Genomic DNA, 25,558 nt, shown 5'->3' on the forward strand with positions numbered 1-25,558 from the left:
GTTCAAGGCGTACCACGTCGAGGGCACGTCCTGGGACATCTACGACCCGGTCGCCAACATCACCGCCGCCTGCAACTACGCGGCCGACAAGTACGGCTCGATGGACAACGTCAACTCCGCGTACTGATCCGGAGTCGGCAGTAGACGGCTGACAGCAGCCGGCTGATCACCACCGTGACGGCGGTGGCACCCCTGAGAAGGGGCGCCACCGCCCTCACGCGTGTGCGAGGAGGCATGGACGGCCCCGGAAGTGGCAAGCGGTGGATAGACGACCGATGAACACCGGAGGCACACGATGTTACGGAACACCCTGCCCCTGCCCCTGACGGCGGCCGCCTCGGCCGCGGCGATAGCGGTGGTGGCCGCCCTCGGCGCCGCGGGCACCGCCTCGGCCGCCCCGACAGCCGCCGGGAAGACGCCGACCTGCGACGTCTCCGGCCTCAAGGCCTCGCTGACGGACAAGGGCGGTCACCAGAACGGCATGTCCCACGAGGGGACCGTGCTGGTGCTGACGAACACGTCCGACCGCACGTGCGCCCTGCGCGGCTACCCCGGCCTGCAACTGGAGGACGCCCAGCACAACGCCGTCACGACGAACACCACTTGGGGGAGCACCTACTTCATCCCCGACCCCGGCAAGAACACGCTCCTCGTACGCCCCGGCGGTTCGGCGGAGGCCGCGCTGGCATGGGCGCACGCCGATGCCCCGCGCATGGTGCAGGCCGGCTACCTGCGGGTCACGCCGCCCGCCTCCCACGGCTTCCTGACGATCCCGTTCGAGAGGGTCGTGACCAACGGCGACCTGTCCGTCACCGCCTTCGCGCGCAGCATCGACGTTTCCTGATCGCGGAACCCGGCCCCGAGCGCTCCCTGTTGCCGTAGACCTGCCGCTCCGTAGACCAGCCACCCGTAGATCTGCCACCACGTAGAGATCCGCCGGCCGAAAGGGCACTCGTTCGGCCTAACGCGCGGTGCGCCGTCCGGGGTAAGTGACTGGTGGTACCCCACGGGTATCCGCGGCGTCCCGGATCCGCGATGCTCGCTTTTGCGAGCACCCGGCCCGGCGTACGGCAACAGGGGGCGAGATGAGCACACCCGCATCGATCCGCATTCTGCGCGGCACCGACCTGATGGACCTCTCCTTCGGCTTTCCCGGGCTGCGGCTCGACGACACGGCGGGCCGGCGGCGGCTGGTCCGCGCGGATCCGCAGCGGGACGGCCTGCTGGTCGTCACCTTCGGGCCGCAGCACGTGGTGGAACACGCGTTCAACGACCAAGTGCCGGGCGAATCCCGGGACCTGCCGGTGGACTCCAGGATCAGCGGCCGCAGCGTGCTGGTCTTCGAGGTCGGGCCGCAGGAGGCGATCGACTACACCGAGGACGGGCTGCTCGCCGCCATGGGCAGACTGCCCCTGCGCGTCGTCGACGCGGCCCGGGAACCCGAACGGCAGCCCCTCACCGTGACCGTCCGGCCCGCCGGCGTGGAGGGGACGTCCGGCGAAGACGAAGGCGGAGGCGAAAGCGCGGGCGGCCGGGGTGCCACGGCCAGGACCCTCGCGCTCGTACGCCTGCTGCGCACCACCGCCGAACTCACGGCGCGCTACGGCCTCCGGCCCACCCTCGAAGCGGCCGCCGCGGCAGGAGCGGTCATCGAGCCGTCCGATGCCGACGACGATGCCGGCTCCGAGGAGGTGGCAGCGGTGGCGGCCGCGGGCCCCCAGGATCCGCTCGCCGACCCCGATCACCCCGCCACGGGCATCGAACTGCCCTACCGGCTCTACCTCTCGCCCTCCCAGAAGGGCCGCTGGATCCACCGCGGGGCGGTTCCCGACCCCGGGCCGGGCGAGCGCGTCGAGCTGTGGCACACCAGGCTGGACGGCACCGGAGTGCGCGCTCTGTGGGACAGGGAGGGCGGCCGCGGGCCCGGCCCCGTCGAACCCCCGCCCTTCCGGCAGGCGCTCCTGCCCGAGGACCGGCACGACATCGTCGACCTCACCTCCAACGCCGGTCTCCGCAAGCCCGGCGGGCAGCCCTACGTCCCGAAGCCCGTCGACGTGAGCGTGCTGATGCTCTCGGCCGTCGGCGGCTGGCTGGACAGCCTCGGGACCTGGCCCGAGCGCCCCGCCGGCATCTCGCTCTCGGAGTGGCGCAACCGTACGTCGATGGGCCGGGACCACTACGTCCGGGTGATGCGCGAGGGATTCCTGTGCCCCTTCGGGCACAAGGCGGTCCTGGTCACGGTCACCGAGCGGAAATTCGGCGACCCCCGCGCCGCCTATCTCAACCAGCGGGAATTCGTCGTGGTCCGCGAGCCCTTGCGCACGTACGACCCCTCGGTTCCCCTGCCGGGCAGCGCCGATCCGGGCAGCCCGCTGACGAACATGCTGTTCCCGTTCCGCAGCGTTCGCATCGGCACGGTGGTGACGCCGGACCTCGTCCCGCCCGCCGACCGGCAGAAGTTCTTTCCCGCGACACGGACCGAGGATCCGTTCCGGTTCGCGGTCACCGCGGTGGACCACAGCGGGCGCATCGTGGAATTCCGTACGCCCCTGCAATTCCTCGACGAAGCCAAGGCGTCCGGTGGCGAACTCGCCCGCGCCGTCAACGAGTACAACGCCCTGGACAGCAACCCGCCCACGGCCGCCACCCCCGCCACGGCCGTCGAGGTCCCCACCCTTACCGGCGCCGACCTGCTCGGGCAGACCGTGGCGCTCGCCCCCACGCAACTGGCCGACGACACCAGCCTCGACGTGGCACAGATGGTGTGGGGCATGGCCGCCCCGCCCGCCCTCGCCGACCCCGCTCCCGGCGATCCGGCCCGCTCGAAGAGCGCCCAGTTCCTCCCGCAGCTGCGCTGGGCCCACGCCACCGTGCCCGCCGTCAAGGCGCTCGCCGGCGGGGACGCCACCGTGCCCGTGGCCTACGCCAAGCGCTACGCCCTCTCCGGCTTCTCGCAGGCCGCCGACCCCGTCCGCCTGCCCAACAAGGGCCAGGTCTTCCTCAGCCTGCTTACGCCCACCGGCAATCCGCTCACGATGGACTTCCAGCAGCAGAGCGACCGCGCGGGCGGGCTCTCGGCGCCCAGCATCGCCGTGGCGGGGCTGTCGCGCCTGACCGGTCCCGTCTCCGGCGTCGCGGACGCCCTCCACACGGACCCCCTGGACCTCATCGCCAACGGCACCTTCCAGCCGGACAAGTACTTCCGCCCGCTGGACGCCATCGACAAGATCGGCCCCAGGCTGCTGGGCCTGATCCCGCTCGCCCAGGTGATCAAGCTCGTGGACGGGCTGGACAAGCCGCTGAAGGTGCCGAACTTCTTCACCGAGACCATCACGGCCGTCACCGGCTTCCTCTCCGACCTGCAACGCGTCCGCGACCTGATCACCCACGAGATCGACCGCTACCCGGCCGCCGCGCGCCGCGTCGCCGACACCGCGGAGGTGTTCGTCAGGACCGTCGGCGACTTCATCGCGCAGCGGCTCCCCGGGCGCACCGCGCCCCCCACCACCTCGATGCAGGACGTCGACAACGCCTTCAACGCCTTCAGCGCCGCCCTGACCGACCTCCTGAACGCCCTGCCCGCCGACGCGGACCCCGGGGTCCGGGCCCTCCTGGCCCGCGTACGGCAGCAGGTCGCGACGTGGACCACCGGCGCCGGGCAGGCGATCGCCCTCCGCGAAGCCGTCCAGCGGGCGGCCCAGGGCGCCAAACTCCCCGAGACCGTCAACGCCCGCCTGGAGTGGAACCCCGAGATCCAGCAGTTCCCGGCGACCGACCCCGTCTTCGTGCCCGAGCCCGGCGGCCGCTTCTCGATCATCGTCGACGTCCGCGGATCACTGCGCTCCGACCTGACCGTCGGCGCGGACATCACGTGCAGCCTGGAGAAGTTCAGCCTCCTGCTGATCCCGCCGCCGTTCCGGGTCCTCAAACTCACCTTCAAACACGTCCGCTTCAGCATGCGCGCCGGCAAGAAGCCCGACATCGACGTCGTCCTCGACAGCATCGACTTCATCGGGCCCCTCTCCTTCGTGCAGACCCTGCGCCGGCTCATCCCCGTCGACGGCTTCAGCGACCCGCCGGGCATCCAGGTCACCCCCTCGGGCATCACCGCCCGCTACGCACTGCCGCTGCCCAACCTCGCCATCGGCGTGTTCAGCCTGGAGAACCTGCGCCTGGGCGCCTACCTCGACCTGCCGTTCATCGGCCGCACCGTCGAAATCGGCTTCTTCTTCTGCACCCGCCAGGCCCCCTTCCGGCTCACCGTCTCCCTCCTCGGCGGCGGAGGCTTCTTCGGCATCGTGCTGACCCCGGAGCGGGTGGCCGTGCTGGAGGGCGCCCTGGAGTTCGGCGCCGCGCTGTCGATGAACTTCGGAGTCGCGAGCGGCAGCCTGTCAGTGATGGCGGGCATCTACTACCGCCTGGAGCTCGGCACGGGCGGATCCCGGCTGACCGGCTACTTCAGGGCCCGGGGCGAGGTCGACGTCCTCGGCATCGTCTCCGCCTCCATCGAGATCTGCCTGGAGCTCACCTTCGAGCCGCCCAACACGGTCTCGGGACGCGCCCGGATCTCCGTCAGCATCCACATCGGCTTCTGGTCGCAGTCGGTCACGATCGAGTGCGAGAAGCGGTTCGTGGGCTCCGGGAACTCCCTGACCCCGCTGACCGCGGGAAGCGCGGCGAGCGCCGAGGCGGCCGGAGCCGGCCGACCCGTCACCTTCGCCGAAATGATGGCGCCCTACACCGACCCGGTCACCGGCGCCCGGCGCGACCCCGTCGCCGAGTACTGCACCGCCTTCGCGGAAGTGAGCTGAGCCATGCCCGAGACGATCCGGTGGACCGTACTGCCCGACGGGACGGCAGCCGGCGGAAAGCTCCGGCTGACCGTCCTCGTCAGCCCGCGCCTGACCGGAGCCGACACCCTCAAGTCCTTCCCCGGCTTCAAGGACGACTGGCCGAAGACCCTGCGCGACTACGCGGCCGCCCTCCAAGTGGAGTTCCGGAGCCCCGGCGGGACCACCGTGACCGTGCCCACCCAGCCGCAGACCGACCGCTTCCCGCCCGCCGACAGCGCCCTGTGGCCCCAACTGTTCGGCCCCGACACGAAGGTGAGCCCGCCCCCCGGCGCCCTCGCCGCCGCCCCCGCCGGACCACCCGCACTGCGCTCCTTCCCCAGCAGGGCCGTCCACGAGCAGATCACCGCGCTGTACGAGGCGGCGGCGACCGCCACGGCCCACCGCCGGGCGTTCCCCGGCACCGGCGGCGATCCGCAGCTCGGGGCGGCCGCCGCGACCGCTGAGAGCCCGGCCGCCCAGGACCCGGTCGGCGAGGCCCCGGGGAGCTGGGACCATCCGCGGACACAGGACTTGACGGGCAACCTCACCCGGACCGTCCGGGCCTTCTCCAGCGACGTCGCCACCCTCTACGGCCGGCTCGACCGGCTGATCCAGGTGCCGCCCGGCGGCGGAGGCCCCCACGCCGCCGCGCCCCCCGACCCGTTCAGGCCGCTGTGCATCGACCGCACCGGGCCGGAGTACAAGAACGACCGCGCCCTGCTCGCACTCGCCGAGGCGTACCGCTTCTACGACCGCGCGACCCTCGCGAAGCCCCCCGTACCACCGGCCCGGCAGGCCGGCGACGCTACTTCCGTTGCTCCTGCCGCGCCACCTCCGCCGGCTTCTCCGCCCACGCCGCCCGACTTCGACTTCCACGGGGCCTGCGCCCTCCTCGCCGACTACCCGGAGCTCCTGCGCCGCTTCGGACTGGCCCTCGACCTCCTGGTCACGCCCCCGCCCGGGCTCGCCGACCAGTGGCAGGCCCGGGTCTCCTTCACCGCCGCGCACGAGGAGCTCAACACCGACAAGAAGCTGCGCCCGTGGACCGTGCTGCGCCACGCCGCGGGCCGGCGCTTCGAGGCGTACGCGGCCGACGACGGGCTCCACGGCCACCGGATGCTCAAGCTGGGCGCCGACGAGGTCCACACCCTCGACCTCGACGTGGACGGCGCCGCGATGAAGTACGTGGAGTTCTCCCGCATCGTCGACCAGGTGCTCACCGGCGTGAGCGACCCGGGCCACGCGTCCTCCGGCGAACCCACCGCCCTGCCGGCCCTGCACGGCGCGGGCCTCACCGTCCTCTACGAGGGCCGCGACGCCTCCCTGGCCGACCAGATGGCGGCCGACGCCCATCACACGGCCGGAGTCGGCCCGGACGGCCGGCCGGTCGAGGCCGCCGTCCTCGACGCCGCCCACCTCGTCCGCGGCTACCGCGTGGACGTCGGCGTCGTCGACACCGCCACGGGCCGCGTCACCACCTGGTACCCGCTCTGCGCCCGCACCGGCGACTACGCCCTCAGACCGCCCGGCAAGCCCGCCGTTCCCATCGCGGCGGCCCCCGACGAAGGCAGCGTCAAGGCCACCGCCGTCACCGGGGACAAGACCGGCGCCAACCAGCTCTTCGTCCACCAGGCCCTGTTCGGCTGGCACGGCTGGAGCCTGGCCGCGCCGCCGCCCGGCCGGACGATCGGCGCTGGCAACGAGCCCGAGGTGCCCAACCCGGAGGTGTCGGACAAGTTCCCGCTGGACGCCACGTTCCGGCCGACCGCCGGCACCCTGCCCGCCCTGCGCTACCGCCGCACGTACCGGCTGCGCGCCCGCCTCGTCGACCTCGCGGGCAACAGCCTTGCCCCCGCGGCCCCGGCCGTCGAGGGCACCGCGACCGACCCCGTCACGTACGCGCGGTGGGAGCCCGTACCGCCGCCCGCGATCGTGCCGAAGTGGCCGTTCCTGGAGGGCGAGTCCGAGCCGCGGCTGGTCATCCGCAGCACCGTCGACGAGCACGGCACGCCCATGTCACCGCTGGAGTGGGCGACGCGGCGGAACGGCGAAGTCCCCGACCACGGGCCGGGCGACCCCCTCGACGGCCCCGACCGGCGCTACCGCTCCTTCGACGAACGGCACGTCAGCCCGCCCAAGACCTCCCTGCTCATGGCCGAGCAGCACGGGCAGTACGACGGCGTCTTCGGGCCGGGCAAATCCGCGGACGTGCGGAGCGAGTACTTCGCCGCCGCCTCCCGCGAGGCCGGCACCTACCTCGACACGGTCGTCCGCCTCGCCGAGAACCCGCGCATCGCCCGCGACCTGAAGGCCGCCCACGCCATCCACGTCGTCAAGCACAACCCGCACGACACCTCGGCCCTCACCGAACTGCCCGTGGTCCGCGGCGCCGGCCTCAAGCAGGGCGAGTACGTCATCCACAGCGCCGATCAGCTGCTCCTGCCCTACCTGCCCGACGTCCTGGCGCGCGGCCTCTCCCTGCGCGGGCTGCCGGGCGCGCGCCCCAACGAGACGTACGCGTTCACCGGGCCCTGGCCGCAGGCACGGCCCCTGCGGCTGAGAATCGAGGAGGGCGACGGCCCGCCGTCGCAGGGGGCGGGCGGCGTCGTGACCGTCTTCCTGCCCAAGGGCGAGACCGCGACCGTCCGCATGAGCTGCCGGGTCGACGCAGCCGACCTCGACCTCTTCCGTGCCTGGCGGATCCTGACCGGATCGGCCCTGTGGAACGACCCCGTGCGGCTGCCGCAGCCGCAGAAGGACGAGCTGACGGCCGCGGCCGCCGGCGGCGAGAACTGGATGATCACCCCGTGGGTGGAGGTCACCCTCGTCCACGCCGTGGAACGGCCGCTGGAACCCCCTGTGCTGGGGGAGCTGACGTTCTCCCGCGACGCCGGCCGGACCTTCGCCACGCTCTCCGGCTCCCTGCGCACCCACGCTAAGAGCACCGGGCGGGTCGACCTCGACGCCACCTGGACGGAGTGGCACGACGATCCCACCGAGCCGGAGCCCCGGCAGATCGCCGGGCACGACCACATCGGCGAGATCACGGTGGAGCCGTTCGACAACGACATCAGGCTCAGCGACTTCCGGCACGGCGACGTCCGCCACGAGTTCCGCGACACCCGGCACCGCAACGTCACCTACACCCCGACCGCGACCACCCGCTTCCGCGAGTACTTCCACCCGGCCATCACCGACCGCACCGAACTCATCACCAGCCCGGGCCCCGGCAGCACCGGTCCCTCCGGCAAGGGCTGGGCCGTGCCCGGCACGCGCCGTCCCGAACCGCCCGTGATCAGCCACCTCGTGCCCACCTTCAGCCGGCAGCGCACCGTCGACCACGCCCTCCACCGCGTCACCCGCACCCGGCGGCACGCCGGCGTCCGCGTCTACCTCAAGCGCCCCTGGTTCTCCTCCGGCGACGACGAACTCCTCGCCGTCGTCCTCGACCCGGGCAGCAAGCTGCCCGCCGAACTGGTCACCCGCTGCGGCACCGACCCCGTATGGGCCGACGACTCCGTCCTGCCCCGCCTGCGGCCGGCCAACTTCCCGAACGCCGAACGCACCGCCACCGGCGTGCTCGCCGAGCAGGCCGGCGACGCGCCCGTGACCGTACCGCTGGCGCTCTTCCCGCCCGTCTTCGACCGCCGGCTCGGCCTGTGGTCCTGCGACATCGACGTCGACCTCGGCGACCTCGCCGACAGCCCCGCCTACTTCCCGTACGTGCGCCTGGCCCTCGCCCGCTACCAGCCCTTCTCCCTCGACCCCCTGCACATGTCGAAGGTCGCCCTCGCGGAGTTCGTCCAGCTGCTGCCCGACCGCACCGTCACCGCCGCCATGGCCGCCACCGGCAATCAGATCCACCTCGAACTGACCGGACCGGCCGCCCCCAACGCCCTCGGCGCGCTCGCGGGCACGGGCCAGGCGGGGATGGCGGCGAGCCGCCGCGTCGTCGCCACGGTGCAGAAGCGCGGCCGCGGCGCCGGCGACCTCGAATGGGCGGCCGCCGCCCCGGCCGTCGAACTGACCTGCACCGCCCGCGGCACGGGCTTCGCCTGGACCGGCGACCTCACCCCGCCGGCCACCGCCCTGTTCACCGACTACCGGCTCCTGATCGAGGAACACGAGACCTACCTCACCGACCGTGCCACGGCCACCGGCACGGTCACGGCCGGGGGAGCCGACCGGCCGGTGGCGCGCCGGCTCATCCACGCCGACTACTTCGGCCTGACGGTGTCGTTGCTCGGCCGGATCGTCTTGGAGGAGTGAGGGGGAGAGGCGGGCTGAGGGGGTGGGGCGCTCAGCCAGCGTCGGATCGCCTCGGCCGTCGTGGGCGCGTGCTGCTCGTTGATGCTCCAGTGGTCGCCGGGGACGGTCACGGCGACGTGCGGTGACGGCCAGGACGCCGGAGGGAACTCCGGGAGCCGTTCGGCGGCGCGGATCAGCAGCGTGGGAACGTCCGCCGGCTCCGGGCGCCAGCCGCGGGTCATACGGGTGTAGGCGCCCAGGGCGGCCATGGCCATGTCGTCCACGGCGGCGTCGAACGGCTCGCCCAAGCCGAGCGGGAGGCGGGCGAGCATGCCGGACAGCCACGGCTCGGCCTCGTGCTCGGTGGTGACGGGGTAGGTGTCGACGAGGACGAGGCCGGCCGGCGGCCTGCCGGAAGCGGCGAGCCGAGCGGCCACCGAGTGCGCGGGGCAGCCACCCATCGAATAGCCGAGGACGGCGTACGGGCTGTCGCCGACGCGCTCGCGCACGGTGGCGGCGTGGAGCTCCACGAGGGTCTGCCAGTCCCGGGCGACGGCCTCCCCGTCGGCGACCCCGGGATGCCGGATCTCGACGACCTCGCGCTCACCCGCGAAGCAGGAGGCCAGCGCCGCGTACCAGGGTGCGCCGAAGTTGGGGGAGAAACCCGGGAAGCACACGAGCAGCGGACTGCCGTCGCCTTCCGCCAGTTCGAGCGGCGCGAGCGCGTGCTGCGCGCCGGCGGCGCGGTCGAAGGCGGGGACGGCGAGCGACGCGGTCATCAGCAGGCGCATCGCCGCGACGGCATCGCCGGTCTCGCACACCCGCCGGTAGAGGGAGGCGAGGGTCTGCGGCGGGCGCGCGGCGGCCTGCTGCGGGCGCGGTGCGGTTTGCGGTGTGACAGGTGGTGCGGTTCGTGGTGCGGCAGCGGTTCCTTCCGGCAGGGCCGGGGCGAGTTCCTCGTGCAGGCGGCCGGCCAGCTCCGCCGTGCTGGGGTGATCGAACGTGATGGTCGCGGGCAGCGGCAGGCCGGTCAGCATGCCGAGCCGGTTGCGCAGCAGCACCCCGGTCAGCGAGTCGAAGCCCAGCTCGGTGAAGGCACGCCCGGCGGCCACGGCTGACGCTTCCGGATGCCCGAGTACGGTGGCGACCTCCGCTCGGACCAGCTCCAGCAGGGCAGGCGCCCGTTCGGGCACGGGCAGCGCCGCGAGCCGTTCGCGCCACGCGCCGGGCGACTCGGCGGGGCCGACGCCCGTCGCTTCGCTCCCGGATCGCGCGGCGACCGGGCGGGCCGCGCGCAACAGCCCCCGCAGCGGCGGCGGGACGGGGACCTGTCCGGAACGGTTCAACAGCAGCGGCGCGAGCACCGGCTCGCCGCTGCCCAGTGCGGCGTCGAACATCGCCAGCCCCTGCGCGGGGGACACCGCGCTCAGCACGCCGCGGTTCTGCCGGTCTTCGGGGCGGTTGGTGCGCGCCGCCATGCCTTCCCTGTCCGCCCACGGCCCCCACACGAGGGAGAGCGCGGGGAGGCCGAGGGCCGCGCGGTGCTGTGCGAGGGCGTCCAGGAAGGCGTTCGCCGCGGCGTAGCCCGCCTGGCCGGGGTTGCCCAGCACGGCAGCCGCCGAGGAGAACAGGACGAAGTGCGCCAACGGCAGTTGCCGCGTCAGCTCGTGCAGAAGCCACGCCGCGTCCGCCTTCGGCCGCAGCACCGCCGCCAGCCGCCGGGGCGTCAGCCTCTCCAGCACCCCGTCGTCCAGGACCCCGGCGGCGTGCACGACGCCGGTCAGCCGGGAGGCGTACGTCCGGACCACGGCCGCCAGCCGGTCGCGGTCGGCGGCGTCGCAGGCGAGGACGTCCGCGCTGGCACCCGCTTCCTCCAGCGAGGCTTGCAGCCGTCGCGCGCCCGGAGCCCGGAGGCCGTGACGGCTGAGGAGCACCAGATGCCGGATGCCGTGCCGGTCAACCAAGTGCCGCGCGAGCAGCCCTCCGAGGGACCCGGTGCCGCCGGTGATCAGCACGGTGCCGTCGCCGAAGGCCGCTTGGGCCCCGTTGCCGTTGCTGTGTGCCGTCAGGCGGGGAACCTTCACGGTGCCTGCGGCGAGGGAGAGCTGCGGTTCGCCGGTAGCGAGGGCCGCAGGCAGCAGCCGCAGGGCCCCGGGCCGCCCGTCGGTGTCCACGAGCACGACCCGCCCGGGATACTCCGCCTGCGCCGAACGCACCAGCCCCCACACGGCGGCAGCGGCCAAGTCCGGTACGGACGCGGTGGCGTCCCGGGTCACCACGACGAGCCGCGCCCCGGGAGCCGCCGGTCCGGACAGCCGGTCTTGCAGAAGAGCGAGTGCCCGAGCGGTCAGGGCGTGCGTCCCGGCGACCGGACCGTCGCCCTCGGGCGAGCCGGAGAGGGAGACGACGACTATCTCGGGGGCGGCCCCTGAGGGCACGGAAGGTGAGACGAAAGGTGAGGCGGGGAAAGCGGAACGGAGATTCAGATCGTCGGGCGCGCCTAGGGAAAAGGCTGGTGCCGCGCCGGTGCCCGTGGGGACAGTGACCCACCGTGGAGCGTAGAGCTCCCCGGTCCGGCCCGCTCCCGCGGATTCGGCCGGGCCCCGCACCGGCCGCGTGGTCAGGGACTCCACCCGGGCCACCGGCTTCCCCGCGGGATCGGCGAGGTCCACAGCGATGGTGTCCGTACCGGTGGAGCGGACCCGTACGCGCAGTGCCGTCGCGCCGACGGCGTACACGCTCACGCCCCGCCAGGCGAACGGCATCCGGGCGGGCCCGCCGCCCGGCGCGGCGAGGAGCGTCGCATGCAACGCGCAGTCCAGCAGGACGGGATGGATGCCGTACTGCCCGGCCTCTTCCCTCGCGCCCTCCGGCAGCCGTATCTCGGCGAACACCTCACCGTCCGGCCTCTTCCAGAGGGCCGCGACGCCCTGGAAGGCGGGCCCGTACGCGTAACCGGCACCGGCCAGCCGCTCATAAGCGTCGGTGAGATCCACAGGCACGGCACCCGGAGGCGGCCAGGTCCCGGCGGCGTTCCCGCGCTGCTCGCCGGGGCTCCCGGCAGCAGGGCCGAGCCGCCCGGTCGCATGGTGCGTCCAGGCGCCCAGCGCGCCCGCCTCCTCCGCGCGGGAGTGCACCTCGGCGGCGCGTCGGCCGGACCCGTCCGGCTCACCCACGGACACCTGCACCTGGACACGGCCACTGCCACCACCATCGCCACCGTGCAGCGACATCGGCAGCGGGGACAGTTGGACGAAGTCCTCCAGGGCCTCCAGCCCGCACGCGTCCCCCGCTTGGAGCGCCATCTCGGCGAACACGGAGGCCGGTACGAGTGTTTGCCCGGCGACGACGTGATCGCGTAGCCACGGCTGGACCGCGGTGGACAACAGGCCGGTGCACAGCAAGCGCTCCGTGCCGGGCAGAGTCGTCACCTGCGTCAGCAGGGGGTGGCCGTGCGCACCGCCCGCGGTGGGCGACGGGGTGCCGGGGCCGGACAGCCAGTAGCGCCGCCGCTGGAACGGATACGTCGGCAGCTCCACCCGCCGCGCGCCGCTGCCCGCGTACACCCCCTGCCAGTCCACCGGCAGGCCGTGCACATGCAGCCGCCCGAGCGCCGTCAGGACCTCGACCGGTTCCCGCGCGCCGGATCGCACGACGGCCGTGAACATGCGCCCCTCACCGGCGAAGGCGCCCGCTGCCGCCGCGGTGAGCTGCGCGCCGGGGCCGACCTCCGCGAACGCGGTCACACGCTCCTCGTCCACGAGCCGCCGTACGACGTCCCCGAACCGTACGGTCCCGCGCGCATGGCGCACCCAGTACGCCGCAGAGCGCAGATCGTCCCCGGCGGCCGGACGCCCTGTCAGCGCCGACATCACGGGGATGCGCGGCGGCCGGTACGCGAACCGGGCCGCAACCCGGCCGAACTCGGCGAGCATCGGATCCACCAGCGGCGAATGGAAAGCGTGACCGGTCCGCAGCCGCGTCGTACGGCGCCCGCGCGCGGCGAAGCGGGCCGCGACGGCGAGCACGGCCGCCTCCTCCCCGGAGAGGACGACCGACCGCGGACCGTTCACCGCAGCGACGGCAACGCGCTCGCTCGGCCCGCCGGAGGCCGCCAGTGACTCCACGGCCTCCACCGCCTCCTTCTCGGAGGCGTTGACCGCCACCATGGCCCCGTTCCCGGGCAGCCCCCGCATCAGCCGGCCCCGCGCCGCGACCAGCGTCACGGCATCCTCCTCCCGCAGAACGCCCGCCGCATGCGCGGCCGCCACCTCCCCGACGGAGTGCCCGGCCAGGACGTCCGGCCGTACGCCCCACGACTCCAGCAACCGGAACAGCGCCACCTCGAAGGCGAACAGGCCCGCCTGCGCGAAATCGGGACGCTCCAGCAGCGCGGCGTCGCCGCTGCCCTCCTCCGCCCACAGCACGGCACGCAGGGGCCGCCCGAAGCCCCTGGCGCACCCGGCTTCTCCCTCCTCCTCGGCGTCGAACCGTTCGCACAACGCGTCGAAGGCGGCGGCGAAAGCCGGGAAGGCACCGTGCAGTCCCCGCCCCATGCCGGGCCGCTGCGCCCCCTGGCCGGTGAACAGCAGCGCCAGCCGCCCCGGGGAAGCCGGCTCTTCCCCGGAGCCGGGCCTGTCGGCCTCGCCGAGCGCGTCCAGTGCGCTCAGCAGCGCCGCGCGGTCACCCGCCGGCACGGCCGCACGGTGTGCGAGCGCGGCCCGGGTCGTGGCCAGGGAGAATGCGACGTCCAGCGGGCGCAGCCGCGGCTGCTGCCGCAGCAGGGACGCGGTCCGGCGGGCCTGCGCGCGCAGGGCCTGCGGGTCGGCGCCCGACAGCACGAGCGGCGGCACCGCCTTCCGAGGCTCTGCCGGCTGAGGCCGCGGCCCGGGCAGCTCCGGCCCGGCGAGCTCCGGCCCGGCGGTCTCTTCGACGGCCTCCTCCAGGATGACGTGGGCGTTGGTCCCGCCGATGCCGAACGCCGACACCCCGGCCCGTCGCGGCATCCCGGGCGCGGGCCGCCACTCCTCCTCCCGGACCGGCAGCCGTACGCCGCCCTGCGACCAGTCCACGTGCGGGGACGGCTCCTCGCAGTGCAGGATGCGCGGCAGCCGCCCGTGACGCATCGCCTGGACGGTCTTGATGACACCGCCGACCCCGGCCGCGGCCTGGCTGTGCCCGATGTTGGACTTCAGCGCGCCGAGCCACAACGGCCGGTCGCCGGGCCGCCCTTGCCCGTACACGGCCGCCAGCGCCCGCGCCTCCACGGGGTCGCCGAGGGCCGTGCCGGTGCCGTGCGTCTCGACCGTGTCGATGTCGGCCGGGGACAGCCCCGCGTCGGCCAGGGCCCGGCGGATCACCTGCTGCTGGGCCGGACCGCTGGGTGCGGTCAGCCCGTTGGAGGCGCCGTCGGAGCCGACGGCCGAGCCGCGGAGCAGGGCCAGCACCGGGTGGCCGTTGCGCCGCGCGTCGGACAGCCGCTCCAGCAGCACCACTCCCGCGCCCTCGGCCCATGCGGTGCCGTCGGCCGCGGCCGCGAACGGCTTGCACCGGCCGTCCGGCGCCAGGCCGCGCAGCCTGCTGAAGGCGACGAACGGCGCCGGCGTGGCCATCACGGTGACGCCCCCGGCCACGGCCAGCGCGCACTCTCCGGAGCGCAGCGCCCGCGCGGCCTGGTCCATCGCCACCAGCGACGACGAGCAGGCGGTGTCCAGCGTCACGGCGGGCCCGTGCAGACCCAGGGTGTACGCGATGCGGCCGGACGCCACGCTGCCGGACGAGCCCAGCGCGAGATGCGCCTCGAGGTCGTGCGGACCGTGGTGCAGGAAGCGGGCCGCGTAGTCGTCGTGCATCACGCCGATGAAGACGCCGGTGTCGCTGCCGCGCAGGGTCGCGGGATCGATGCCCGCCCGTTCGCAGAGCTCCCACGTGGTCTCCAGCAGCAGCCGCTGCTGCGGATCCGTGGCCAGCGCCTCGCGCGGGGACATCCCGAAGAACGCGGCGTCGAAGTCGGCCGCCCGGCGCAGGAATCCGCCGCGCCGGGTGACGGAGGTGCCGGGTTGGTCCGGGTCGGGGGAGTAGAGGGAGCCGAGGTCCCAGTCGCGGTCCTCGGGGAAGTCCGAGGTCGCGTCGGCCCCGTCCGTAACCAGCTGCCACAGCTCCTCGGGGGAGGTGACGTCCTCCCCGTCGCCCGGGTACCGGCACGCCATGGCGACGATGGCCACGGGCTCCTGCGAGAGCGTACGCGGCCCCCTGCCGGTGGCCCGGGGCGCAGGCGGTCCGGGCAGCGGCCCGCCCGGCAGCGTCGAATGGAGGAACCCGGTCACGGCGGCGGGCGTCGGGTGGTCGAACACCAGGGTGACCGGCAGCTCCAGGCCGGTGGCCGCGCCGAGCCGGTCGCGCAGCAGCACACCCAGGAGGGACGTGAACCCGAAGGCGGTGAAGGGCCGGTCCGCCTCCAGATCCTGCACAGGTGCTCCGCACGCATCCGCTGTCGCTGCGAGCACGAGACGCAGGACGGCGTCGTACCGCGCGGACGGTGCCAGGTCGTGCAGGCGCCGGCCGAGGGCGGCCGCGGCGTCCTCGCGGGCCGCCACCAGCCGCTCGGCCAGCTCGCGGGCCAGCGCCGGGCGGTCGGTCTTGCCGGTGGCGGTACGGGGCACGGCACCCGTCTCGTACACCTCGTCGGGCACCTTGAAGCCCGACAGCCGCTCCCGGCACTCGGCGCGCAGCCGGCCGGCGTCGATGCCCCGGGGGCCGGGGACCACGAACGCGACCGGCACCTCGCCCAGCACATCGTGCGGCTTGCCGATGACGGCCGCGTCGACGACGCCGGGGCAGGCGAGCAACACCTGCTCGACCTCGACCGGGTTGACGTTCTCGCCGCCACGGATGATCAGTTCCTTGACGCGGCCCGTGACCCGCAGACCGCCGCTGCGGGTGCGGCGCCCGAGGTCCCCCGTGCGGAACCAGCCGTCCTCGAACGCCCGGGCGGTGTCGTCCGGGCGGCCGTGGTACCCGAGCATGAGGTTCGGACCCCGGACCCGGATCTCCCCCTCCCCGCCACCGGCCACCTCGCCGCCGCTCACGGGATCGGCCAGCCGCACCTCGACGCCGGGCAGCGGCGGCCCGGCGGAGCCGTCGTCCCGGGGGCCGCCGGGACGGGCGACCGCGATCTTCCCGCAGGTCTCGGTGCTGCCGTAGCCGTCGAGCAACGGAGCGCCCAGCAGCAGCTCGGCGTCCGCCCGCAGCGCCGGGGGACAAGGCGCGCCCGCGGTGACGCACAGGCGCAGGCCGGGCCGCGGCCGCCGGCCCTCGCGCGCGGCCTCCACCAGCAGGTGGTAGGTGGCGGGCACGCCGGCCAGGACGGTGAACGCTCCTTCGGCGAGCGCGTCCGCGACGCTCGCACCCCGTTCGAGGAGGTACGCGCCCGCCCCCACGGCGACCACGCCCAGCAGGCCCAGGGAGAGCGCGTAGGCGTGGGAGACCGGCAGCGGCCACAGCAGCCGGTCCTGCGGCCCCAGCCCCCACAGCGGCGCGTAGGCCGCGGCCACCGACCAGAGCGCGGCGCGCTGACTGGAGACCACGCCCTTGCTCCGCCCTGTGGTGCCCGACGTGTAGAGGATCCAGGCGGGCTCGTCCAGACCCAGGTCGTCCCGGGGAGACGCGCCGGGATCCGTCCGGGCGAGCTGCTCGAAGAGGTGCGTGCCCGCGGGCAGTGCGCCGGGCACGGCGCCCGTGTCCACGGCCACGGTCAGCGGCAGGCCGGCGGTCGTCCGGGCGACCCGGGGGAGCAGCATGTCCTCGGTGATGACCGCGACCGCGCCGCTGTCAGCGAGGAGATGCGCCAGCTCCTCGTCCGCCGCCCCGGGATCGAGCAGGACGCCCACCGCCCCCGACCGCAGCACTGAGAGAAGGCTCTCCGGCATCTCGACCCGGTTGCCCAGCAGGAGCGCCACCCGCTCCCCGCGCCGCACCCCCAGCCGTACGAGATGACCGGCCAGCCGTGCCGTCCGCTCCTCCAGCTCCCGGTACGTCACGCCCCGCCGGGCGTCCTGGAAGGCGGCCCTCCTCCCGGCCCGTGCCGCATGTTCCCGCAGCATGCCGGGCACCGCACGGATCAACTCGCCGCGTACGTCCGCCATCCCCACCCACCTCTTCGGCCACCGGGTCGAACGCCATCACTCGCGCCCGCACACCGTACCGATCTGTCTTGGCCGATGCCGCCCGAAGGCGGCGCTGCTGTCTGCGGCCGTCTCCTTGGGCGATGCCCGTACCAGCAGGCCCACTTGGCCCGGTACACGCACCGTCACCCTGAGTGCCGGATTTGCCGAATAAAGAGATCGATGGCATTTTCGTTCCGTTTGCGGCAATGCCTGGCGGGAAGCCTGGCAGCGGGCGATCCGGCGATGGGCGGGGGAGTGCGATAGTGATGGGACATCAGTTGCATCAGGTGCGGGTCGGGGCAGGCGTGGCGCTGGTGTGCGCGGCAGGGCTGGCACTGGCCGGCTGCGGCGGGAACAGCTCGGACAGCAAGGCCGACGGCTCGAGGTCGCCGTCCCGGAGCGCATCCCCGTCCCGTTCGTCCTCGTCCTCGGCCCCGTCGCCGGGGGACGGGAAGGGGAGCGGCGGCCGCGACGTCCTGCCGGGCCTGCCGTCGGCGGGCGAGGCCCGCAAGGAGCTGTCCGGCCTGACGGTGGCCAAGCCCCGGCCGATGACCGGCTACAGCCGCGACAAGTTCCCGCACTGGGCCCAGCAGGGCAACAAGTGCGACACCCGTGAGACGGCCCTGGAGCGCGACGGCCGGGACGTGAAGCGCGACGACCAGTGCCGGGCGGTGTCCGGCACCTGGCAGAGCCTCTACGACGGCAAGACCTTCACGTCCGCCTCCCAGGTCGACATCGACCACATCGTCCCACTGGCCAACGCCTGGCGCTCCGGCGCCGACCAGTGGACCACCGACAAGCGCAAGGCCTTCGCCAACGACCTCACGCACCCTCAGGTGCTCACCGTCTCCGCGGCGTCGAACCGCAGCAAGGGCGACCAGAGCCCCGACCAGTGGCAGCCCCCGTCGAAGGCCGCCTGGTGCGTGTACAGCCGGGCCTGGACCTCGGTGAAGTCCACCTACGGCCTGACCGTCACCGACGACGAGAAGAAGATGCTCACCACCATGCTGGACACCTGCACCTCCTGACCCCCGCCGACTGAGCCCCGCAGCCTGACCCGCTGTCATGTGATCTCCCGCAGGGCGTTCGTGGCGCAGTGCACTTCGCCCCCGCTGCGGTGCGCCCAGGAGAAGTCCTCCACCCAGTGGACGCGCACGCCGCCGGTCGCCAGCGCCCGTTCGGCCTCCGCGCGGAAGAGGTCGCGCCCGGCGACCCGCGGCCCGTGCGGGACGGGCGCGGCGTAGTCGCGCGAGGTCAGGGACAGGCCGTTGGCGAGGGCGGGGGAGAGCGCGATGTGGCGCTTCGGCAGGCCCTCGCCCACGTCGGTCCTGAAGTAGAGCACCGGCAGCCGGACGATCTCCTGGGGCTTCAGCCCGGTCTCCCGGAGCAGGACCGACAACTGCCCGTCGATGCGCCGGGCGGCGTCCTCGTTGTCACCGGCGTGCTCCTCGTAGCGCAGGAACTGATCCACGGTCGGCTCGGCATCGGCGGCCGTGCCGGCGAAGAGGCGCTGCCCGCCCTCACCGGCCCGCCGGGCCTCCTTGAGCAGCTCCACGGCCTTGCGGGGGTCGGACACGGCCAGGGTCCAGCCACGCGCATTGTTCGCCCGGACGACGTGGACGGTCTCGTCGACATGGCCGACCAGCAGCCAGGACGTGTCCAGCACGACCGGCGGCTGCTGCCCCTGGGCGGTCAGCATGCCCACGAACGACGGGTCGGGGCGGCGCTCGGCGCTGCTGCCGTAGAGGATCCGGCCCTGCGGGTGACCGGCGTACGGCGGCAAGGACTCGAAGTTGCCCGTGAAGTTCAGCAGCTCGTCGACGTTCTTCTCGCGCTGCGCGGTGGGGGTGTACTGCTGGACCACGCCCACGCCGGGACCGCGCAGGTCGCGGTAGAGCAGCCGGCCGGCCCGGCGCAGGCTCGCGGAGCGGCCGTCGGCGGACGTCCAGTAGTTGGGGGAGCGCAGCAGGATGCGCAGGGTCTGCGGACCGTGGGGCGTCGGCCTGGTGACGTACCCGGGCTCGGCGATGTCCTGGCGCCAGATGTCACGCCACCACTGCGACGTGCCGGGCTGGAACCGCAGCTCGCTCTCCGGCAGGCCGGACTCCTTCGCCGCCTTGCGCAGGGAGTCCGCGAACTCCTGCCACTGCCCCGGGGGCCGGCTCGCCGCCGGGACCTCGACGGGCTGTCCCTCGCCCGGCCCGGGCGCCGCGGCGAAGACGTGCTGCGCGCGCTGGAGGTCGTGCTGCAACAGCACCGGTGCCACGTGCATGTCCGCGCGGGCGGACCGCGTGACCCCGTGCTCCGTCACGGACAGCGTCACCTCTATGCGGCCGTCCCACCGCTTCCGGTCGCGCACGATGTCACGGGCCTCCACGGCCAGCCGCACCCCGCGCCGCAACTCCTCCGCGCCGAGCCGGCCGCCGGACCCCAGCGAGACGTATTTACCGTTGCGCACGACGAACACGCGCGCGTAAGGGCTCTGGGCGGCCGGCAGGGAGACCCTGGCTTGGGCTTTCCTGCCCACGGCCATGGGCGCCACTGTCAGCGGGGTGAGGTCCTTGGCGTCGTCAGCGCCGTTGACCACGTCGTCAGCGGCGTCATTGCACGCGGCGAGCCGTTCGTCGACGGCGACGTCCAGCCGGTCCAGATCGCCCGGGCGCATGGTGCAGCGACGCGCGTCGTCATCGAGGTTCGGCAGCACGACCGCGCCCTCGGGCATGCGCAACCCGGGCTGAGCGGCCGGTGAGGCCGACAGGGAGGCGGGCGGGGAATCGGACCGGGCCCCGGCCGGAGATACCGACGCGGCGACGACCGCCGTACAGGCGAGCACGCCGACCAGGGAAGTCCGTGTGAACAGTGCTCTTTTCATGCCGTTTACTCTCGCGCCGCCGGGCACCGCGCCGCATCGGCCACCGGGTGGAGCGCGGGTTGAATCCTTCGATGCAGCCCGGGGTGGAGACGTCTCCACTCACGGGTGGAGACGGGGGCATGGGAAGCCCGGCCGGCGCCGGCGCTGCTACGGCGTTGCGGATGCCGGCGGGTGCCCCGCCGGGCGAGGAGGAGCCGGGCTCCTGCCCCGCACGGCGGGTGCCGGGACGTCAGATCCCGAAGGGAGCCGCGTAGCGGACGGTGCCGCTCGGCAGCGGGTGGGTCTCGTCCAGTGACATGGCCATCATGGCCTCGTCCGGGACGTCGATGGTCAGGCCGATGCCGTACGCGGAGGCGCGGCCGAAGCCAAACCGCGGGTAGTACGCCGGATGCCCGAGGACGGTGACGAAGCGCTCGTCCATGTCCGCGGCCGCGGCGAGCGCCGCGCGGATGGCGGCCGAGCCCGCGCCGCTGCCCTGGTACTCGGGCAGTACGGCGACGGGGGCCAGGCACAGGGCCGGGGTGTCGCCGATGTGGCAGCGGGTCAGCAGCGCGTGGCCGACGGGCTTGCCGTCCTCGCCGGTGCTGACGACGGACAGTCCGTCGATCCACGCCGGGTCGTTGCGCAGGGCATCGACGAGGTCGGCTTCGAGGGGAGTCTCGAAGGCCGCGAGGACGATCTCGCGGACGGCGGGGATGTCGGCGCCGGTCTCGGCGCGGGTGATCCAGTTGCTGTGGGTACGCATGACGGGATGAAGATCCGTTTCATGGTCGGAAAATCGTGCGGGGACGGCCTCGCGGGCTCACGCTCCGTGCGTGTGCGAGGCGGGGTGCCTGGGTCAGGCCGTCGCCCGGGACGCAGGGGCGGTCCGGGCGCTGCTTGTCGCAGTGGCCTTGAGCGCGGTCATCAGCCCCACCTCCCTATTCGTCCTCGATCCGGATCAACACGTACGTTCTATGTCTACCACACCGACCGGAATCCCCGCTCCGAATATTGCGGCCGCTGAATGCAGCCACTGCGTGTGAACGCGGCCACTGCGCGCGCCGCCGCCCCGCCCCGCCCCGGCGGAGTGCGGCCAAGGCCGGTCCGGACGACTTGCGCTACCGCTCGCTCACCCACCGCGGCTGCGATGCGCGCTTCGCCGGCTCGCCCGACTACGTGCGCGTGGCCGCGTCGACCGAGCAGGCCGCCGCGACCGTGCAGGAGTTCACACCGGCGTCCTTCAAAGCCAAGGCCGCCTACCTGTGCTAGCTGTCTGTCCCGTTAGCCGCCGGTCCTCCGGCTCTCACCGGTCCTCCGGCTCTCACCTGTAGCCGGCGAGGGCCGGTGCGAGCAGGCCGAACGCCCGGAGGGCCTCCCCTTCGAGGACTTCGGCGATCTCGGGGTTGCCGTACCCGGCCAGGGTGAGCTCCTGGATGCGCTGGAAGAGGACGCGGTGCACCCCGCCCAGCAGAGCCGCGGCCGCGCGCGGGGTGATGTCCCCGGCGGACGCACCGGTGGCCTCGGCGAGGGCCGCGGCCAGGGCTTCCTCGCGCTGGTCGTGCAGGCCGCGCAGGCAGGCCGACAGGGTGGGACTCTCGGCGATCATGCGGGTGAACTCCGGTCCGGCGAATCCGGCGACCGGGTCCTGTGCGGCGACGGCGGAGAGGAACGCGCGCCGCAGGGCGGCGAAGGGGGACTCGTCGGGTTCCCGGCCGGAGACCGTACGCGCCAGGCCGGCGACGAACTCGTCCTGGTGGTCCAGCGCCATGTCCTCCTTGCGCGGGAAGTAGTTCGTGACGGTCTTCTTGGCGACGCGGGCGGCGTCGGCGATCTCCGCGAGGGTGGTGGCCTCGAAGCCCTGCCGCAGGAAGAGCCTGGTGGCGTGGTCGGAGATCAGCTGCCGCGTCTCCCGCTTCTTGGTCTCGCGCAGGCCTGTCCTCATATCCATGGGGCGAATCTTACCCCGGACGTATTTTTACATTGACTCCCTAGGGGCGCCGTGTGTAAAGTTGCTCCCGACGTAAATTTCCTCTGAGGGGAAGATTGTTTGATGCACGGGCTCGCGCACCAGGAGGACCGTTTGAAGATCACCAATGCCGGAGCCGAGTTCGACCGCCAGGTCTGTACCCTGACCGACCTCGGCTACCCGGCGATGGCGGGTCTCGCCCCTGAGGGCTTCGCCGCCTTGGTCGCGCCCCTGCGTGCTGAGGCCGTCGCCCACGGAGCCGCCGACGGCTCGCAGTTGTACGACCCCGAAGGCGGCCGCGTGCCCTTCCTCCTCGTGGTTCCCCGGAACCTGGCGCCCATCGAGGAGACGATGCCGCGCACCGTCCTCCACGGCGGAAACCGCCCCGGTTTCGTCGACCGCTCCTTCGAGCCGGGCGCCCTTGAGCGTTTCGTCGCCACGGCGGAAACCGGGCTTCCGCACGGCCGGGATGCCGGCGCCTACCTGCTGTTCGGCATCGAGCGCGGTGAGGAGTTCTGCGGTGCCGTGCCCCACGAGGCCATGGACACCATCGTGGGGCGGGGGCGCACCCTGCTCACCATCGAGGAAGGCATCGCCCTCATCGCCCTCTTCCCTCGGATCCTCGTGAAGAACAAGTGCTTCTCCCTCGGCGGTTCGCGCTCCGGCGACCGCCGGGTCCCGGCCCTGTGGATCAGCGGGAAGGCGCCGAAACTGGGCTGGTGCTGGCAGGGCAACCCCCACACCTGGCTCGGCATGGCCTCGGCAAGCGCCCGCAGCGCCGCCGCCGCGCTGCCGCAGTAGAGGAGAGCCGCGGGCCGGAGCCGTGAGCCCGGAACCTGAGCCCGGAACCCCGAGCCCGAGCCCGAGCCCGAGCCCTTCCGGGCTCCAATGGCTGATCTTGGTCTCCCTCGTCGAACGGGATACGGGACAGCATGAGTGAGCGCTGAGGCTCCCGATGCCTCCGCGCCTCGTGCGCCGTCACGAGTCCCGTACGACGAGGGATATCTGAATGAGTGACAGAAGGCGCCTCCTGGCGGCCCTCTCCGGAGCCGTCCTGGCCGGCTCGCTGCTGACCGGCCCGGCATACGCCACGACACACACGCAGGACGACCGGGAGCGAATACCGTCAGCCGCCCCGCGGACCGCCGGCGCCACGAAGGCCGCCGACCTCCGGGCGAAACTCTGCACTGGATCGCTGGACTCGAAGAACCCCCAGCTGGGCCCCGCCGCCAACACCCTGCCCGGCCCGGCGCAGAAGCCCGTCGGGCCCCTGCTCAGCGGCTACGACAGGACCGGCGGGCTCAAGCCCGACAAGTTCCTCAGCAAGTACTGGACGGGAAAGCCCACCTGGAACTACCCGCCCAATGACGGCTTCGCCACACGCGGCGGGAAGCTCGACAAGAACAAGACGCCCCTCAAGAGGGGCCAGAAGCTCGACCGCTTCGGCCACGAAGGCGGCAGCTTCCTCGCCCCGGCCGGAGCCCGCTACTCGCAGCGCGCCCTGCCGCCGGACAACTTGCAGACCATCGACGACAAGTACCCGTGCAACTACCACGTCTACACCGTCGCGAAGCCCTTCACCGTCTGGCAGGGCGGCATCGCCGCGTGGTTCGGGCAGCCCGGCGGCGGACAGCAGATCCAGCTCGACCCGGAGCTGGTCCCCGGCGCGCCGAAGCCCAAGCTCAGCGTGGCCTGGCTGGTCGACCAGGGTTACCTCAAGCGCGCCGACACCGCGGCGAAGTGACCACAGCGTGGACGTGACCGATCCGGCCGACCGGCAGGCGGCGCACGAGACCCTGCGCGCGGCCGGCGTCCCCGGCCGCCTCTACTGCATCGAAGGCGTCCACGAGCCCGCCGCGCTCCTGCCCGACTTCCACTTCCTGCGGCTGCGCGACGGCATGTGGGAGACCGGGCTCCACGAGCGCGGGCAGTACGCGGTGACCGCCCGCTTCCCCGTGCACGAGGAAGCGGCGGCGTGCCGGCACCTGCTGAGCGGGCTGCTCCCGGACGAGAGCGGCTGATGACGGCGACCGGGGCCGCGTACCAGGACCTCGTAAGAACCGCGTACCAGAACCTCGTACGTAACCGGCCCCGGCAACGCCTCCCGCCGCGTCACGCCTTGAACGCAGCGGTCCGCTCAGGTGACGCCTCGGCCAGCGCCTTGGCAATCCCCTCGACGTCCGCACGGAGGCCGTAGACGGGCGTGGCGGGCTGCTGGCGCCAGGAGTCGTCGATGCCGCCCGTGTCGACCGTGTCGAAGCCGAGCTCGTCGATGAGGCGGCGGACGGCCTCCTTGGCCGCCTCGTCGTCACCGGCCACCGGCACGGCGAGCCGCTCCGGGTGGCCGGCGGGCAGCGGCCTGTCGAGGATGTCCTGCGCGTAGACGTTGTTGAACGCCTTGACGACCGGATGGCCGAGCTGCTGCTCGGTCCACCGGCTCTCCAGCAGGCCGTCCTCGATGGCGGCGATCCGCCCGTCGCGCTCCTTGGGGTAGTAGTTGCCGGTGTCGATGACGACGGCGCCCGGCGCGGCCTCGTCGAAGAGACCGGACGGCAGGTCGGGGACCGCCTTCAGCGGGACGGTCACCACGACGACCTCCGCGCCCCGCGCCGCTTCGGCGGCGGTGACGGGGGTCGCGCCGGTCTCGGTGGCGAGCTCGGTGAGGGTGTGCGGACCGCGCGAGTTGGCCACGGACACGTCGTGGCCCAGGGCCGTGAGCCGGCGGGTGAGGTTGCCGCCGATGTTTCCGGCGCCGATGATGCCGATTTTCATGGAGCGTCCTTCGAGGGCTGGTGATGTGCCGGCGGTGTCGCCGTGCTTGTGCCCAACTCCGGGGTCCCCGGGTCTATTCCGGTGCGTTCCCGTGCGGCGCCGCTCCGGAAGGCCGGCGTCCACCACACGGCCCAAGGGAGGCCGCCGGCAGGGTGATCCCCTGCATCCCCGGGCTTCCGGCCCCGTTGACCACTGCGTGATCGCATTCCGTGACCCCTGGCGCACGGCCGCCGGCGCCCTGCTCCTGCCGGCCCTGGGCCTTCTCGCGTCCGCACCTTCGGCTCCTGCCCCCCAGGCCCCCGTGCATCCCGCACCCGCGGCCCTCGTGCATGCGGTGGCCCGGCAGGCCGGTGCCCAGGATCCGCCGTGGCCGGTCGAGAGGTTCCCGTCCCAAGTCAAGAACGCTTGCGGGATCTGGAAGGGGCTCGACTGGCCGCAGGCCGAACGCGCCACCGACTACGCCGCCGGCCCGGGCCTGGTCATCCGCGGCAGCAACGTCTACCGTAACCTCAGCCGTGCCCTCCCGGCAGCCGGCCACTACCGCGAGTACGACGTCAACCCGCGCCCCACGGGGCGGCACCGGGACGCGGAACGGCTCGTGCGCGACACGACCGCCCGCACGGTCTGGTACAGCGGCGACCACTACGCCACCTTCCGGCAGATCTCCGCGGGCTGCCCCTGACGTACGGACAGGCCGGGCCCCTTCCGGGACCCGGCCCCT

General features: G+C 73.4%; 14 protein-coding genes and 1 pseudogene. 10 read left to right on the forward strand and 5 right to left on the reverse strand.

Going from position 1 to position 25,558, the window contains the following annotated elements:
• The 4 genes and pseudogenes from D7231_RS37880 to D7231_RS31515 form a co-directional block, all read left to right on the forward strand.
• Positions 1-127 (forward strand): annotated as a pseudogene (locus tag D7231_RS37880) (transglycosylase SLT domain-containing protein); the annotation flags it as partial.
• A gap of 168 nt (positions 128-295) precedes the next feature.
• Positions 296-844, forward strand: a complete 549-nt coding sequence (locus D7231_RS31505; RefSeq protein WP_120759177.1) for a DUF4232 domain-containing protein — start codon at positions 296-298, stop codon at positions 842-844.
• Positions 845-1,085: 241 nt separating this feature from the next.
• Positions 1,086-4,811 carry a hypothetical protein gene (locus D7231_RS31510; protein ID WP_120759179.1) on the forward strand — a complete coding sequence of 1,242 codons (3,726 nt, stop codon included), beginning with the start codon at positions 1,086-1,088 and terminating at the stop codon, positions 4,809-4,811.
• A 3-nt stretch (positions 4,812-4,814) separates the two neighbouring features.
• Positions 4,815-9,101, forward strand: a complete 4,287-nt coding sequence (locus D7231_RS31515) for a hypothetical protein (RefSeq protein WP_120759181.1) — start codon at positions 4,815-4,817, stop codon at positions 9,099-9,101.
• On the opposite strand, the gene D7231_RS31520 is transcribed toward D7231_RS31515, so the two are convergent.
• Positions 9,050-17,224: a type I polyketide synthase gene (locus D7231_RS31520; RefSeq protein ID WP_242000024.1), complete on the reverse strand. Its 8,175-nt coding sequence runs from the start codon at positions 17,222-17,224 to the stop codon at positions 9,050-9,052. The two genes, D7231_RS31515 and D7231_RS31520, sit on opposite strands and share 52 nt — an antisense overlap.
• Before the next feature lie 287 nt (positions 17,225-17,511).
• On the opposite strand from D7231_RS31520, the gene D7231_RS31525 reads away from it, so the two are divergent.
• A complete protein-coding gene (locus D7231_RS31525) occupies positions 17,512-18,273 on the forward strand; it encodes an HNH endonuclease family protein (RefSeq protein WP_120759183.1) in 762 nt (253 codons plus the stop codon).
• A 35-nt stretch (positions 18,274-18,308) separates the two neighbouring features.
• On the opposite strand, the gene D7231_RS31530 is transcribed toward D7231_RS31525, so the two are convergent.
• On the reverse strand, positions 18,309-20,117 hold the full coding sequence (locus D7231_RS31530; protein WP_120759185.1) for a protein-arginine deiminase family protein: 1,809 nt from the start codon (positions 20,115-20,117) through the stop codon (positions 18,309-18,311).
• 229 nt (positions 20,118-20,346) lie between these two features.
• Positions 20,347-20,862, reverse strand: coding sequence for a GNAT family N-acetyltransferase (locus D7231_RS31535; RefSeq protein WP_120759187.1), 516 nt, complete (start codon positions 20,860-20,862; stop codon positions 20,347-20,349).
• Positions 20,863-21,212: 350 nt separating this feature from the next.
• On the opposite strand from D7231_RS31535, the gene D7231_RS36620 reads away from it, so the two are divergent.
• Complete coding sequence (locus tag D7231_RS36620; protein WP_158673847.1) at positions 21,213-21,368, forward strand: hypothetical protein; 156 nt, start codon at positions 21,213-21,215, stop codon at positions 21,366-21,368.
• Positions 21,369-21,420: 52 nt separating this feature from the next.
• On the opposite strand, the gene D7231_RS31540 is transcribed toward D7231_RS36620, so the two are convergent.
• Positions 21,421-22,047, reverse strand: a complete 627-nt coding sequence (locus D7231_RS31540) for a TetR/AcrR family transcriptional regulator (protein WP_120759189.1) — start codon at positions 22,045-22,047, stop codon at positions 21,421-21,423.
• A gap of 132 nt (positions 22,048-22,179) precedes the next feature.
• On the opposite strand from D7231_RS31540, the gene D7231_RS31545 reads away from it, so the two are divergent.
• The 3 genes from D7231_RS31545 to D7231_RS31555 all read left to right on the forward strand — a co-directional run bounded on the left by D7231_RS31545 (position 22,180) and on the right by D7231_RS31555 (position 24,086).
• Positions 22,180-22,866 (forward strand): DUF5701 family protein, encoded by a 687-nt coding sequence (locus tag D7231_RS31545; RefSeq protein ID WP_242000025.1) that lies wholly within the window; start codon positions 22,180-22,182, stop codon positions 22,864-22,866.
• Between the two features lie 208 nt (positions 22,867-23,074).
• Entirely contained in the window at positions 23,075-23,809 is a 735-nt protein-coding gene (locus tag D7231_RS31550) for a TNT domain-containing protein (protein ID WP_120759193.1), read from the forward strand.
• 13 nt (positions 23,810-23,822) lie between these two features.
• Entirely contained in the window at positions 23,823-24,086 is a 264-nt protein-coding gene (locus tag D7231_RS31555) for a hypothetical protein (protein WP_242000026.1), read from the forward strand.
• Between the two features lie 91 nt (positions 24,087-24,177).
• On the opposite strand, the gene D7231_RS31560 is transcribed toward D7231_RS31555, so the two are convergent.
• A complete protein-coding gene (locus tag D7231_RS31560) occupies positions 24,178-25,062 on the reverse strand; it encodes an NADPH-dependent F420 reductase (RefSeq protein WP_324197193.1) in 885 nt (294 codons plus the stop codon).
• Here D7231_RS31560 and D7231_RS31565 point away from each other — a divergent pair.
• Complete coding sequence (locus D7231_RS31565) at positions 25,034-25,519, forward strand: ribonuclease domain-containing protein (protein WP_242000027.1); 486 nt, start codon at positions 25,034-25,036, stop codon at positions 25,517-25,519. The two genes, D7231_RS31560 and D7231_RS31565, sit on opposite strands and share 29 nt — an antisense overlap.
• Positions 25,520-25,558: the final 39 nt, after the last annotated feature.

Origin of the sequence: Streptomyces klenkii, from assembly GCF_003626645.1 — a bacterium.
Lineage (GTDB): Bacteria > Actinomycetota > Actinomycetes > Streptomycetales > Streptomycetaceae > Streptomyces > Streptomyces klenkii.